The 12,999-nt window shown below is 37.8% G+C and carries 11 protein-coding genes and 1 other RNA gene; 2 read left to right on the top strand and 10 right to left on the bottom strand.

The window, feature by feature from the left end:
- Nucleotides 1–821: 821 nt before the first annotated feature.
- Genes PVV63_RS04080 through PVV63_RS04070 form a run of 3 tightly spaced genes read right to left on the bottom strand, consistent with a single transcriptional unit; the run spans nt 822 to nt 4,148 of the window.
- Complete coding sequence (locus PVV63_RS04080) at nt 822–2,648, bottom strand: aminopeptidase P family protein (RefSeq protein ID WP_273790769.1); 1,827 nt, start codon at nt 2,646–2,648, stop codon at nt 822–824.
- Nucleotides 2,649–2,670: 22 nt separating this feature from the next.
- Nucleotides 2,671–3,540, bottom strand: a complete 870-nt coding sequence (locus PVV63_RS04075) for a 50S ribosomal protein L11 methyltransferase (RefSeq protein WP_273790768.1) — start codon at nt 3,538–3,540, stop codon at nt 2,671–2,673.
- A 26-nt stretch (nt 3,541–3,566) separates the two neighbouring features.
- Nucleotides 3,567–4,148: an SCO family protein gene (locus PVV63_RS04070; RefSeq protein ID WP_273790767.1), complete on the bottom strand. Its 582-nt coding sequence runs from the start codon at nt 4,146–4,148 to the stop codon at nt 3,567–3,569.
- A gap of 135 nt (nt 4,149–4,283) precedes the next feature.
- On the opposite strand from PVV63_RS04070, the gene PVV63_RS04065 reads away from it, so the two are divergent.
- The gene (locus tag PVV63_RS04065) at nt 4,284–4,913 is read left to right on the top strand and encodes a DapH/DapD/GlmU-related protein (protein ID WP_273790766.1); all 630 of its coding nucleotides are present in this window, start codon (nt 4,284–4,286) and stop codon (nt 4,911–4,913) included.
- A gap of 56 nt (nt 4,914–4,969) precedes the next feature.
- Here PVV63_RS04065 and PVV63_RS04060 read toward each other — a convergent pair whose 3' ends face one another.
- The 5 genes from PVV63_RS04060 to ssrA form a co-directional block, all read right to left on the bottom strand.
- Nucleotides 4,970–7,309 carry an ATP-dependent helicase gene (locus PVV63_RS04060; protein WP_273790765.1) on the bottom strand — a complete coding sequence of 780 codons (2,340 nt, stop codon included), beginning with the start codon at nt 7,307–7,309 and terminating at the stop codon, nt 4,970–4,972.
- Between the two features lie 120 nt (nt 7,310–7,429).
- Nucleotides 7,430–7,681 carry a ribbon-helix-helix domain-containing protein gene (locus PVV63_RS04055; RefSeq protein WP_273790764.1) on the bottom strand — a complete coding sequence of 84 codons (252 nt, stop codon included), beginning with the start codon at nt 7,679–7,681 and terminating at the stop codon, nt 7,430–7,432.
- 10 nt (nt 7,682–7,691) lie between these two features.
- Nucleotides 7,692–7,874 carry a DUF4169 family protein gene (locus PVV63_RS04050; protein WP_273790763.1) on the bottom strand — a complete coding sequence of 61 codons (183 nt, stop codon included), beginning with the start codon at nt 7,872–7,874 and terminating at the stop codon, nt 7,692–7,694.
- Nucleotides 7,875–7,882: 8 nt separating this feature from the next.
- On the bottom strand, nt 7,883–8,434 hold the full coding sequence (locus tag PVV63_RS04045; RefSeq protein ID WP_273790762.1) for an SspB family protein: 552 nt from the start codon (nt 8,432–8,434) through the stop codon (nt 7,883–7,885).
- Nucleotides 8,435–8,614: 180 nt separating this feature from the next.
- Nucleotides 8,615–8,971, bottom strand: a transfer-messenger RNA (tmRNA) gene (ssrA, locus tag PVV63_RS04040).
- A 98-nt stretch (nt 8,972–9,069) separates the two neighbouring features.
- Here ssrA and PVV63_RS04035 point away from each other — a divergent pair.
- Nucleotides 9,070–9,375: a DUF2853 family protein gene (locus PVV63_RS04035; protein WP_273790761.1), complete on the top strand. Its 306-nt coding sequence runs from the start codon at nt 9,070–9,072 to the stop codon at nt 9,373–9,375.
- A gap of 68 nt (nt 9,376–9,443) precedes the next feature.
- Here PVV63_RS04035 and PVV63_RS04030 read toward each other — a convergent pair whose 3' ends face one another.
- Both PVV63_RS04030 and PVV63_RS04025 read right to left on the bottom strand, forming a co-directional pair.
- Nucleotides 9,444–10,751: an MFS transporter gene (locus tag PVV63_RS04030; RefSeq protein WP_273790760.1), complete on the bottom strand. Its 1,308-nt coding sequence runs from the start codon at nt 10,749–10,751 to the stop codon at nt 9,444–9,446.
- A gap of 654 nt (nt 10,752–11,405) precedes the next feature.
- Nucleotides 11,406–12,716 carry an MFS family transporter gene (locus tag PVV63_RS04025; protein WP_273790759.1) on the bottom strand — a complete coding sequence of 437 codons (1,311 nt, stop codon included), beginning with the start codon at nt 12,714–12,716 and terminating at the stop codon, nt 11,406–11,408.
- Nucleotides 12,717–12,999: the final 283 nt, after the last annotated feature.

Genomic DNA, 12,999 nt, shown 5'->3' with positions numbered 1-12,999 from the left:
TAACAAGCTATAAGACACACGTTTTATTGTGTATTTTTCAGAGCATTTGTAAAACTCTGTAGAGAGTTTGAATCTTCTTTATTTACGTGACTGTTTTTGTGTTATCTAGTTTTTCATATCCTCTGTGATTGTTGTTAATTTTTAGCTGAATAACACATTCAGGTCAAAACACATGCCTCCATATATGTTGTTTTTATACTGTGTAGTTGGAAACTATCTATATTGTGGGTAACTTTTTTTCAACAGTAAGTAATAGTCTAGAAAATAATATTTTACTGTTAACTATGCAAATAAATAAAAAACTTTAACGCTGATGTTATCAGCATGCTCCTTCTTTTAATTCTAACTTAATTTTATTTCATAGCAGATTCTATTTTATTGTAGCAATATGTATTATAATGAATTACAACTATTGAAAATGATTCAAGAATTAAAATAATATAAATTATCATTGTGAAGCAAACAAAAAGGTAAAATTTATGCGAATAAATATGCAGAATTTTTGAATCCAAACAGCGTAATAAGCTGGTTATAATAGGTGTTTTAGAAATACGATGCGAAGGATTACAAAATATAACGAGAGTTTCCATATAAAGAAACTAGGGATATGGTAGTATCTAGATGGTAATACCCAAAATAAGCATTACCACGTGCAGGCGTATCTCACTCTGCTTCACCTAGGTCAGTGTTTGCCATATCAGAAAAAACGTGAAGTATCTTGTAGAAATATTTTTTGTATTTCCTGACGCAAGTACATATTTTTCTCTAAAAAAAGACGGTGCTGTTTTTGTAGAAAGGGTAAAAGTTATAGGTTGCTTGATTTAAAGGGGCATTGTTGCTTCTTTTGCCCATTTTTTATCTTCTTCATTTAAGTAAGGTGCATTCATCTGATAAACGCGCGCATGGTAATCATTGAGCCATTGCCGTTCTTCTTGTGTCAAAAGCTCTGGAAGGATTAACCGTCGATCAATGGGGCAATGTGTGAGTGTCTCAAACGAGAGCATTTCTATATCTCCACCATCAATTTTTTGTGCTGGCTTTACTATCATCAAATTTTCAAGACGGATACCAAAAGCACCTTCGCGATAATATCCTGGTTCGTTTGAAAGAATCATACCGGAGATGAGTTCTTGGCATCCTTTGCGGGAAATATTTTGTGGTCCTTCATGAACAGAAAGATAAGACCCAACACCATGACCGGTGCCATGAGCATAATCAAAACCAGCTTTCCACAATGCAATGCGTGCTAGAATATCAATGTCTTGTCCACGGGTTCTTTTGGGAAAGCAAGCAGTTGAAAGAGTAATCATGCCCTTGAGAACAAGAGTGAAACAGCGTTTTTCTTCTTCTCCAATATTCCCAATTGCTACTGTACGTGTGACATCTGTCGTTCCATCACGATATTGGCCACCTGAATCAACAAGATAAAGTTCACCAGCATTGAGTTGTTTATTTGTTTGTGTCGTTACACGATAATGAATAATGGCGCCATTTTCTCCTGCTGCTGAAATTGTATCAAAAGAAAGATCTTTAAGTTTTTCTCCCATTTCGTTTGCTGTATTTATGCGAAATTCTTCTAATTTTTGAGCAGCAGAAATTTCACTTATTGACCCTGGTATTTGTTTATCTAACCAAGAAAAAAAACGGGTTAGGGCAACACCATCGCGTAGATGCGCTTTGCGTGCGCCATTGAGTTCTGTGTCATTTTTAATGGCACGTGGTAGAGCAGCAGGATCGGTAAGTGTGATAAAAGAGCTATTTTTTTCTTCAATAACAGTTCGTAATTTTTCGCATGTTAGCTGTGGATCTAAGGCAAACACGGTCCCTTTTTGAACATACTCTTTGATCTTGGGAATAAGCTGTTCTGGTTCATATAATTTTGCATAATGTTCCAGATATTGTTTCTGTTCTACACCAAGTTTTTTGCTGTCAATGAATAAGGTTGGTGTTTCGTTAAGTGGAATGAGAGCAAAACAAAGGGAAAAAGGCGTGTTGGAAACATCATTGCCCCGTATATTGAATGTCCATGCAATGGAAGAGGGGTCTGTAAAAATAAAAGCATTTGCATGAGTTTGCTGTATATCTTTGTAAATCAAAGCGAGTTTTTCATCTGTATCGCACCCAGCATATTTGAGAGGGTGAATTGATAAGGCAGATTGTGGTAATTTTGGTTGATTATGCCAGAGCAAATCAATGGGATTATGTTGAACTTCTACAAGTTTTCCACCTGCTTTCATTTCTAATGCGTTTCTCAATGCATCGGTGGCAGCAATCGTGTGGAGCCATGGATCAAAGCCAATAGAAAGTTTTTGACCATTTTTTTCAAGCCATTGTGAGGGAGGACAAGTTATGAGATCTTCATAATTAAAAATATCAGGATCAGTTTGTTGGCGAACTTGGAGCTTATATCGCCCATCTGTAAATATGATGGCTTTGTTTTTTAAAATCAGTGCAATCCCAGCTGATCCAGTAAAGCCGGTTAACCAGCTAAGGCGTTGAGCATGAGGGGGGACATATTCTCCTTGATGCTCATCGCACCGCGGAACAAGAAAACCATCGAGTCCAAGGTGATCGAGTTCTTTACGAAGGCAAGAAATGCGTTCTGCTGCATAAGCAGGATTTGTTGTCGCCTCAAAAGATTGATACATAACGACGTCCTTTTCTTTTATTTTATTTCAGATGTATCGTAACCCATCCTTGCCGGTGGTATGTTTCGATATGCTTCATTCCTTGTTTTATATAAGTCTCCAAAACATGGGCATGTTGTTCTTCAAGAATTCCAGAGAGTATAAGTGATCCCCCTTTTTGAAGTGCCTTTACCACTTCTTGCGCAAGTTCAATAAGCGGATTAGCAAGGATATTGGCAACGATGAGATCAAAAGGGGTTCGTGATGCAATTGCATCATGGGCAAAATCTGTTGCTGTAATAGCTGTAATATATTCCTTGACACCATTGAATTCGATATTGTGTTGTGCAACTTGAACAGCAATTGGGTCAATATCGGATGCAAGCACAGTAATTGGTTTGAGCATTGCTATGCCAATGGCTAGTACACCGCTCCCAGTACCAAGATCAAGGGCATTTTTGGGATTTTCGTGTTTCATGACTTTGGCAATCATTTCTAAACAACCGGCTGTTGTTCCATGATGTCCGGTGCCAAAAGCTTGATTAGCTTCAATTTCAATAGGGAGAACATTTGCTGGAATGGCGTTTCGGTTGTGACTTCCATGAAGGAAAAAAGGACCGGCTTGCACAGGTTTTAGTCCTTCTAGGCTTTTTTGTACCCAATCAATGTTGGGTAAAACTTCCATATTAATTTTATCAAAATCTATAGAAAGGATTTGAGCAAAACGTTTCAATGCGTTCTCTTGATTGTCTTGATCGACATATAGAGAAAGCTCATATACAGCATTTTGTTCATCTATCTCTGTGAGAGCAAGAGGATACCCTTCTTCGTCAAAGGCTGTTTCTATAAGGGTATAGAACCGTTCTGCTTCATTTTTAGAAGCAGTATAATAGAGGCGAATTTGTTGCGACATACTGTTCTTTCTTTTGATCGGTTTTTTTAGTTTAAGATGAGTTTTTTTAACCGTTCAATGGCGATTTCATCTTTTAATTCGCTATCGCTTTCTTTCGTGTCATAACGGATAACGCCAGCTAATTTTCCACCTTTTTTGAGTAAAAAAATTGCTGCTGTATGGTTATATGTATAGTTTCCATCTGTTTCAGGGACTTTTTCAGCAACGATGTTGAAAGAATTGACCATTTTATGAACTTTTTCAGGATCTCCGCTGATGCCAACAATTTTATTGTTAAAATTACTGAGATAATCATGGAGTACTTTTGGTGTGTCTCGTTCAGGATCAACAGTCACAAACCATATACCTAATTTATCAGCTTCAGGCCCAAGGGCTGTAAGCCATCGATCAAGATTCATCAGTGTGGTAGGGCAGCTTTCAGGACACATAGTGAAGCCGAAAAAAATTATTGAAGGCTTGCTTCGAACATCAGCCTCAGTAATATTTTTTCCATTAGAATCAGTGAGAGTAAAGTTATCACCTAAAGGCTTATTTGTCAGCGTATCATAAATAAAAACACCTGCAAGAAATATGATTGTCAGCCCCAAGATGCGTATTACATTTTTCATAGTTTGACTCTCTTAAATAGATCGAGAAATTGTAACATCGGCAGGTTTGTTTTGCAATGTGTGTTTCATGGTTGATTTTATTGGCTTGATTGGTATGTCTTTCCATATCTATGATGAAACATTGGTGAAAGATGCATGAATATTGAGAACGATCTTCGGTTTCATGAAAGTGAGCCTCGTATCCATACGACGGCACGGCTGCATGGTTGTAAATTAGGGCGCTATGTGGAAATTAATGAGCGGGTGATTTTACGGGATGTAACCGTTGGAGATTTTTCTTATTTAGAACGTAATAGTGAGGCTATTTATAGCGATATTGGGCGTTTTTGTTCTATTGCATCTCATGTACGGATGAATGCGTTGGAGCATCCTATGGAGCGCGTTTCAACGCATAAAATAACCTATCGTCCAAACGAATATTTTCGTTATATGGCATTAGATAGTGGTTTTCGTGAAAGGCGTTGTGCAAAACGTGTTATTATTGGGCATGATGTGTGGATTGGATATGGTGCGGTTATTATGCCTGGGGTGACAATTGGTCATGGCGCTATCATTGGCGCGAACGCTGTTATAACGAAAGATGTTTTGCCTTATACGATTGTCATTGGGGTGCCTGCTAAACGGTTGCGGATGCGTTTTCCCAATAATGTGATAGAATGCCTTTTAGATATGGCTTGGTGGGATTGGCCGCTTGATAAAATTCACAACGCATTGCCTGATATGCAAAATTTGCCTATTGAAGCCTTTGTTCGTAAATGGAAATGACATTCAGAATAAAATAAAGTGGTTTCTTGAAAAAACTGATCGTGGTTTACTTGTAATTAAGCTTTGTTTACAAAATTGTCTAGTACACGCTTTTCTCCGGCTTTTTCGAACATTATTGTCAATTTATGATCGTCTATTGCTGTAATATGACCATAACCAAATTTTATGTGAAAAATCCGATCATTGACAGAAAAATCTGATGGTGCATGAGAGATTGATTGAGAGATAACTTTCCCTTCAATATTCTTGTTTTTTTGTGCACGCTTTTGTCTTGCTGTTGCATAGTCAGTATAAAAGGAATCGTGATGTTGAAAGGAAGATTTTCCATAACCACCATAGGATGTTTCCATTTCTACAACTTCTATATGTTCTGCTGGTAATTCATCTAGAAAACGGGAGGGAAGAGCAGGTTGCCAAAGTCCATGAATTCTTCGATTAGATACAAACCATATATGCAAATGTTTTTTTGCTCTTGTTAGACCTACGTAAGCAAGGCGCCGTTCTTCTTCTAATCCTGAACGTCCACCTTCATCTAATGAGCGTTGGTGGGGAAAGAGTCCTTCTTCCCAACCTGGAAGAAAAACTGTTTCAAATTCAAGTCCTTTGGCTGAATGAAGTGTCATGATGTTGACTGCATCCATATTTTCATTATTTTCCGTTTCCATAACGAGTGCAACATGTTCCAAAAAACTTTGAAGATTTTCAAATTGTTCCATGGAACGAATCATTTCTTTAAGATTTTCTAGTCTTGTAGGAGCCTCTGGTGAGCGATCTTCTAACCACATGGTTGTATAACCAGAATCATCAAGGACGATCTCGGCAAGTTCTCTATGAGGAGTGTCTTGAAGCATATTTTGCCAGCGGCGGAAGCTTTCAATGAGGCTTCGTAACGCACTGCGCGCCTTAGGCTTTAATTCATCTGTTTCAATGATGTCAGCGGCAGCAGAAAAGAGAGGAACAGCACGTGCACGTGCACTCTCATAAAGAATGCGCAGGGTTGCATCTCCTATGCCGCGTTTTGGTGTATTAATAACACGCTCAAAAGCTAAATCATCAGTAGGTTGGACAACAACGCGTAAATAAGCCATGGCATCACGTATTTCCATTCGCTCATAAAAACGAGGACCACCAATGACGCGATAATTAAGGCCAAGTGTTACAAAGCGATCTTCAAATTCACGCATTTGAAATGATGCGCGTACCAATATAGCCATATGATTTAATGCATGACCGGTTTGTTGTGCGCGTTCGATTTCTTCTCCGATTGCTCGTGCTTCTTCTGCCGAATCCCATGCTGAATGAATTTTTACCTTTTCTTCCTCACTCTTTATTTGAGCAGAAAAAAGGACTTTTCCCAGCCTTTCTTCATTATGAGCAATGAGATGGGAGGCGGTTTTGAGAATATGGGATGTTGAGCGATAATTGCGTTCTAGACGAATAATTTTAGCAGAAGGAAAATCTTTTTCAAAACGTAATATGTTTTCGACTTTTGCACCACGCCATCCATAAATGGATTGATCATCATCGCCAACACAACAAAGATTAACATGTTGACCTTGAGGATGTTGGGCCAAAAGGCGAAGCCAAAGATATTGTGCTGTATTTGTATCTTGATATTCATCGACAAGAATATAACGAAATTGAGAATGATATTCGCGAAGAATATCTGGATTATGTTGGAAGATAGAGATAGAATGAAGTAGAAGGTCACCAAAATCACAAGCATTAAGATCTTTTAATCGATTTTGATAATTGTGATAAAGTTCATGTCCCATGCCGTTACCAAAGGAATGAGCATCACTTTTTGAGATATGTTTTGGTGAAAGTCCTTGATTTTTCCAAGAATCAATCATCATGGCAAGGTTTCGTGCGGGCCAACGCTTATCGTCTAATCCTTCAGCTTGAATAAGCTGTTTTAAAAGTCGAAGAACATCATCGCTATCGAGAATTGTAAAGTTTCTTTTTAAATCAACAAGTTCTGCGTGACGGCGTAAAATTTTAGCGCCAGTGGAATGAAAGGTTCCAAGCCAAGGCATACCTTCAACAACTTCTCCAATAAGTTCACCAATACGTATTTTCATTTCACGTGCTGCTTTGTTGGTGAAAGTGACAGCAAGTATTTGCTGAGGAGAGGCAAGTCCAGAGCGTAAAATGTGAGAAATACGGGTTGTTAAAACGCGCGTTTTTCCTGTACCAGCACCTGCAAGAACTAAAAGAGGTCCCTCAGTATTCATAACAGCTTGTTGCTGTTCTGGATTGAGTTGTTCTAAATAATCTGTGTTATATGATTTTTGTTCTTTTAGAGTATGGGAGAAAAAACCAGAGCTCTTCTTATCATGGTCTGGAGGGGAATCTTCTTCAAAGAAAGGTATGTTGTGATCAGAAAAATTACTCATTATCTCTCTTTTGTAGTCTTTTTTTTATTGAAGTTCTAGATTAAAAAAACTTCTCTTAAAAAGTCACAACAGTTTCAGTTAAACAGACAGAAAGAGAACGTAAAAAAATAAGCACAAACATTAAAGGCGCTGGGTGAGAACGCTTTGAAGGGCATAAACGCGTAACGAAGCCGAAAGATTTACTTGTTGTGGTCTTTTGCTATCAATATCGGTGATAATAAAGGCTAAAGATTGTCCTTTTTGGCGGGCTATATCTTTTAGAATATCTAAAAATGGTGGTTCTAAAGAGACGCTTGTTGCGTGTCCATCAACGCGAACAGATATCTTTCGTGGAATGACTTTTGACCAATCGATAGAATTATTTTCGTGCATTTTTACACCTTTATTCGTCGTTTCGTAAACGATTTTGATCAAGAAATTTTTGCGTTTTTAAAGATTTTTGTTGCTCAAAATTTTTTTCAGTTTTTGTTCGTCCAAAACGATAACGATTTTGCTCAGCACGAAGAGATTTTTCTGTACGTTTTTTTTGTTTTCGAAATTGGCGAAGATTAATCAATTCAGTCATGAGAAAAATTATTTTTTCCGAAAGGAATCTAAAGAGACAACATCAGCACTTTGACTTTGTTTTGCATCGTTATTTGAAGGTTCTTTGTTTGTACTGAGACTTTGTTCTTTTGTAAGCGTATTTTCTATTTTTTGTTTGTTTGATAAGGTAATGGGCGTAGTTGAGGTATTTTCTGAATTTTCACTTTCTCCAGAGGTCAGATTTGAGGGCAGATCAAATGCTGCTTCAAATGCTGCTACAGGATCATAAAAGACCTGAATGGAAGTAAAAGGAATCACGAGCTTTTCGGTTATTTCCCTGAAAGAGAGGGTTACTTCGAAAGCTGTTTCTGAAACACTGAGATCTCTAAATTGATGTTGTAAGACGATTGTCATTTGCTCGGGATAGCGATTTTTTAGCCGAGGAGAAATTTTAACGCCTGGGGCATTGGTCAAAAAAGTTATAAAAAAATGATGATTTCCCGGAAGACCTGCTTTGGCAACTTCCGATAAAACTTTACGGATAACTCCACGAAGCGCATCCTGAACGAGAATATCGTAACGGATTTGATCTTTAACCATCGAAGTTTATTCCTTTTATTTCACGTAGCAGAATGGGGCGTATTGATATTGTGTGACAGAATATATTTTAAATTAGCAGTATTTTTTCTACGATGCACCTCAATAAATCGAATAAATACGAAACTCTATGGTAAATAATGTCTGATAACGTCTGAAAGATCAATCAACAACATTTAAAAAAGTGAAGGCTTCTGTTGCCAGGTGCCTCCGAACCCCGCTTAAACCTGCGACGGTTTAAGGCTCAAATTGAAACATTCACACCACCTTAAGCGGCGAGACGTGCTTCCGCATAGTTGTCATTTGCAACTACTCATTTAGCCCGATAACGGTGGTACAATGCCGAGTAAAAGAGCGATCTTTACACCCTTGTCGATCCTATTTCGCCCCCACCAAAATATAACTTTGGTTTCTTATATTTTGGTGGAGGCGCCGGGTACCGCCCCCGGGTCCAATAGGTTTATTTCACCGTCCATTTATTACCATAGCTGGTAAACCAGCCCTCTAAATATAGATGAAGAACAGTCTTAGGAAAAGGGGGGGTTGTTAATATTTTTAATCCTCTAATTATTTATGGAGCTATATGATGCGGGCTGTAAAGTATAGTCCGCTCATTTTTGGAGAGGAGATGATGCAAAATGACAAATAATTTAGCAGATATTAAACTATATGATTCAAATCCCGATGAAGCAGCAGTAGAACGACTTAGCCGTCGTTTAGCTTTAGTGATGAAAAAGCAGGATGCAGCGCTTGTTGCTACATCGGATCCAAAAGAGTTAGAACGTGTTGAAAAATGGGTTCAAGATGTTTTAGAAGCAGATGAGAAGAGTGCTAAAATGGCTGTTTCAAAAGTGGCTGAGATGATGTCTGGAGAGCGTAGAAAAAGTCGACTGACTTTTTATTATCTAGTTGCTAAGCACCTTAATGCACTTCATAAAATTTAAACAATATTAAATTTGTGATAATGATAAAAAAAGCCCAATTTCTTGGGCTTTTTCGTTGATAAAAAGGGTTAATGTTTTTCATCCTCTTGGAGGTAGCCTCCTTTACGCATACTCGGGACAAAGAGAAGAGCAATGAATGCCATGATCATCACGACGGTTATATAAAAATAAAAGAGTGATTCATGACCGTACTTTTTTAATCCAAGCGCGACGTATTCAGCAGAACCACCAAATAAGGCGTTGCCAATGGCATGAGAGATGCTAACGCCTAATGCGCGTATTGAAGAGGGAAACATTGCTGATTTGACGACACCAGAGATGGATGTATACATGCTCATAATGAAGAGCAAGCCAATAATGACGGAAAAGGCAACCCATATACTATGCGTATTACCGATTATCCAGAGTCCAGGAAATGTAAAGATGACAGAGAGTATACTCCAAATGATAAGTAAAGTTTTTGTTCCAATTTTATCGGCTATGATACCAGCTATGGGTTGGAATAGGATGAAAATAAATAGTACAGCTGTCATAATCGTTGTTGCGGTATGTTTATCAAAGCCGGTGGTTGTGATTAGATATTTTTGCATATAAGTCGTAAAGGTGTAAAATGTGAGTGATCCTCCTGATGCAAAGCATGCAATTACGACAACGGCTTTTGTATGCTTGGTGAGAAGTTCCTTAAGACTGCCAGAGTGTTTGTGAGAGCGGCTTTCTTTCGTGGTTGTTTCGTGGAGAGAACGACGCAGATAAATCGCAATCACTGCCCCGAAACCACCAATCACAAAAGGAATGCGCCATCCCCATGCTTTTAACTGATCTTCAGAGAGATAAGATGCTAGAATAAATATAATGAAGCTGGCAAGAAGTTGACCTGTAATAAGGGTGGCTGATTGGAAAGAAGCAAAAAGCCCACGATGTTTTTTGAGAGCAACTTCGCTCATATAAGTGGCTGCTGTACCATATTCACCACCCGCTGAAAGTCCTTGCATCATTCGAGCTAAAAGTAAAAGGATTGCTGATGTTATTCCTAAGGTTTCATAGGTGGGAAGTATGGCGATGAAAAAAGAGCCACCACACATCATAAAAATGGATATAAGCATCGAGCGTTTACGTCCATAACGATCGGCGACAAATCCTAAAAACCAAGCTCCAATAGGGCGCATAAGAAAGCCAATAAAAAACACACCCGCGGTTTTTAACAGTGGCGTAATCGTATCACCATCGGAGGGAAAGAATTGTGATGCAAAATAAATTGATGCAAATGAGTAAACGTAAAAATCATACCATTCTACGAGATTTCCTGATGCGCTTGCTATAATAGCAAAAACACGTTTTCTTGCATCCTGTGATGCTGAAGTTGTTTCATTTTTCATGAATTGTTCCCCTTTTGGATTTATATTTTATATTTTCTAAACATAATTGTTTATGATTTCCAGAAAAATTCAATTGTATTATAATAATTTCTTAGGGAAACTCTTTAAGATGATTTATTAGAGTTATGTTGTCATTCGTTTTAAGATTTTTACTTGTGTTATAGAATAAAAAGTTATCACGTTGCATTTAAAGGGAGAGAACATTGAAAAGTAGATCAAGATACCTTTAAACTTTATGAGAAGAATGCAATTATTGGCATACCGGAAGATTATAGAAGAGATGGTCTTTATGAGCAGAAAGCCCAAAAACTGAAGACATTTCATAAAGCTTAAATAATGTAAAAGGGGATTTTTGTGTCCTTGCTTATCTTGTTGTATCACCACACATCATTATTTAGGAGGGGGAGGTAAGGCTCAGATAAGGTTTTCCGTATGAGGTGTTTTTCAGATATCATGATAAATATTTAGGGTAGGGCTTGCCTATAGAATCTTATCAAGTAAATTACATAAAGAGGGCAGTAACTATAGACAATTTAAGAGAAACTGAGTTGTTTGTAAGACGAATGCGGGGCAGAATTTTCGTTCTTTGTTAGGATGGAGAGGAGATAAAAAAAGCCCAATTTCTTGGGCTTTTTTTTTATCCAGAAAATAAGTTTAATGAAGTCTATCGTCTTTATCGAGATATCCTCCTTTATCTATATCGGGCATAAGAAGAATAGAGATGAGTGCAATGACCATCATACCAACTATGTAAAAAAAGAAAACAGATTCGTATCCCATATTTTTTAATCCAAGCGCTACATATTCGGCAGAACCGCCAAAGAGTGCGTTGCCAATGGCAAAAGCAAATCCAACACCAATTGCTCGGATTGAAGCAGGGAACAATTCTGCTTTTATGATACCAGCAATGGACGTATAAAAACTCATAACACAGAGTATTCCAATAATGATTAAGAGTGCTGTCCATGGATTATGGGCATTACCGATCATTTTAAGTACAGGGATAGTGCAGATAATGGATAATAGCCCCCAACTAATGAGTGAAGCTCTTGCTCCAATTTTATCGGCTAGGGAACCAAAAAGGGGTTGGAGTAGCACAAAAATAAAGAGGGCGGCAGTCATTATCGTTGTTGCAGTTTGTTTATCAAAGCCGGTGGTTGTGATCAGATATTTTTGCATATAAGTAGTGTATGTATAAAATGTGAGTGATCCACCAGCTGTAAAGCCAACAACCAAAAAGAAAGCTTTTTTATGATTGCGAAAAAGTTCTCGAAGACTACCAGCATGTTTTTCAGAGCGGCTTTTGTGGGTTGTTGTTTCATGGAGCAAACTACGCAGATAAATTGCAACGATTGCTCCAAAGCCACCAATCACAAAAGGAATACGCCATCCCCACGCTTTTAACTGATCTTCAGTAAGGTAAAGGGCTAAAATAAATATTATAAAACTTGCGAGAAGTTGACCTGAGATCGTTGTTGCATATTGAAAAGAAGCAAAGAGCCCGCGACGATTTTTGGGTGCAACTTCGCTCATATAAGTTGCTGCTGTACCATATTCACCTCCAACGGAAAGTCCTTGAAACATACGGACAAAAAGGAGAAGGAATGCTGCTGTTATTCCCAAGGTTTTATAAGTAGGAAGTATGGCAATGAGAAAAGAGCCACCACACATCATAAAAACAGAAATAAGCATTGAGCGTTTACGTCCATAACGATCCGCAATGAATCCAAAGAGCCATGCTCCAATTGGACGCATAAGAAAGCCAATAAAAAAGATTCCTGCTGTTTTTAACAGTTGTGTAACGATATCTTCATCTTCAGGAAAAAATTGTGAGGCAAAATAAACCGATGCAAAGGAGTAAGCATAGAAGTCGTACCATTCTACCAGATTTCCTGATGCGCTGGACATGATAGCAAAAATACGTTTCCTTGTATCATGTGGGTCTAAAGTTGTTTGATTATTCATGAAGTATTCCCCTTTTAGATTTATAACTTTTCTTCTTTTTAAAGCTATTTACGATGTGCATTATAAAAACGCCATTGTACCATGATAATTTTTCAGGGAAACATAAAGATTTTTTCTAGAGCTATCAGTGCTGTTTTGGGCTTATGGTGTTGTTATATTGCGTAAATTATGCGCTTTTTACTATCCTTAAGGAAATATTATTTTTTGTTTGATTGTGAATTATTTGCATATGCAGAGTGCTTATGAAGATATGATACTCTTTAGTTTATATGCTTGATGTTGT

Origin of the sequence: Bartonella sp. CM31XJBT, assembly GCF_028618555.1 — a bacterium.
Classification (GTDB): domain Bacteria; phylum Pseudomonadota; class Alphaproteobacteria; order Rhizobiales; family Rhizobiaceae; genus Bartonella.
This window is presented reverse-complemented; position numbering and strand designations above follow the sequence as displayed.

What these genes read in the sequence shown, in the direction of transcription:
- PVV63_RS04075 (WP_273790768.1), bottom strand. Translation starts at nt 3,540, where the DNA reads ATGTCGCAACAAATTCGCCTCTATTATACTGCTTCTAAAAATGAAGCA.
- PVV63_RS04030 (WP_273790760.1), bottom strand. Translation starts at nt 10,751, where the DNA reads ATGAAAAATGAAACAACTTCAGCATCACAGGATGCAAGAAAACGTGTT.
- PVV63_RS04060 (WP_273790765.1), bottom strand. Translation starts at nt 7,309, where the DNA reads ATGAGTAATTTTTCTGATCACAACATACCTTTCTTTGAAGAAGATTCC.
- PVV63_RS04055 (WP_273790764.1), bottom strand. Translation starts at nt 7,681, where the DNA reads ATGCACGAAAATAATTCTATCGATTGGTCAAAAGTCATTCCACGAAAG.
- PVV63_RS04025 (WP_273790759.1), bottom strand. Translation starts at nt 12,716, where the DNA reads ATGAATAATCAAACAACTTTAGACCCACATGATACAAGGAAACGTATT.
- PVV63_RS04065 (WP_273790766.1), top strand. Translation starts at nt 4,284, where the DNA reads ATGAATATTGAGAACGATCTTCGGTTTCATGAAAGTGAGCCTCGTATC.
- PVV63_RS04080 (WP_273790769.1), bottom strand. Translation starts at nt 2,648, where the DNA reads ATGTATCAATCTTTTGAGGCGACAACAAATCCTGCTTATGCAGCAGAA.
- PVV63_RS04070 (WP_273790767.1), bottom strand. Translation starts at nt 4,148, where the DNA reads ATGAAAAATGTAATACGCATCTTGGGGCTGACAATCATATTTCTTGCA.
- PVV63_RS04035 (WP_273790761.1), top strand. Translation starts at nt 9,070, where the DNA reads ATGACAAATAATTTAGCAGATATTAAACTATATGATTCAAATCCCGAT.
- PVV63_RS04045 (WP_273790762.1), bottom strand. Translation starts at nt 8,434, where the DNA reads ATGGTTAAAGATCAAATCCGTTACGATATTCTCGTTCAGGATGCGCTT.
- PVV63_RS04050 (WP_273790763.1), bottom strand. Translation starts at nt 7,874, where the DNA reads ATGACTGAATTGATTAATCTTCGCCAATTTCGAAAACAAAAAAAACGT.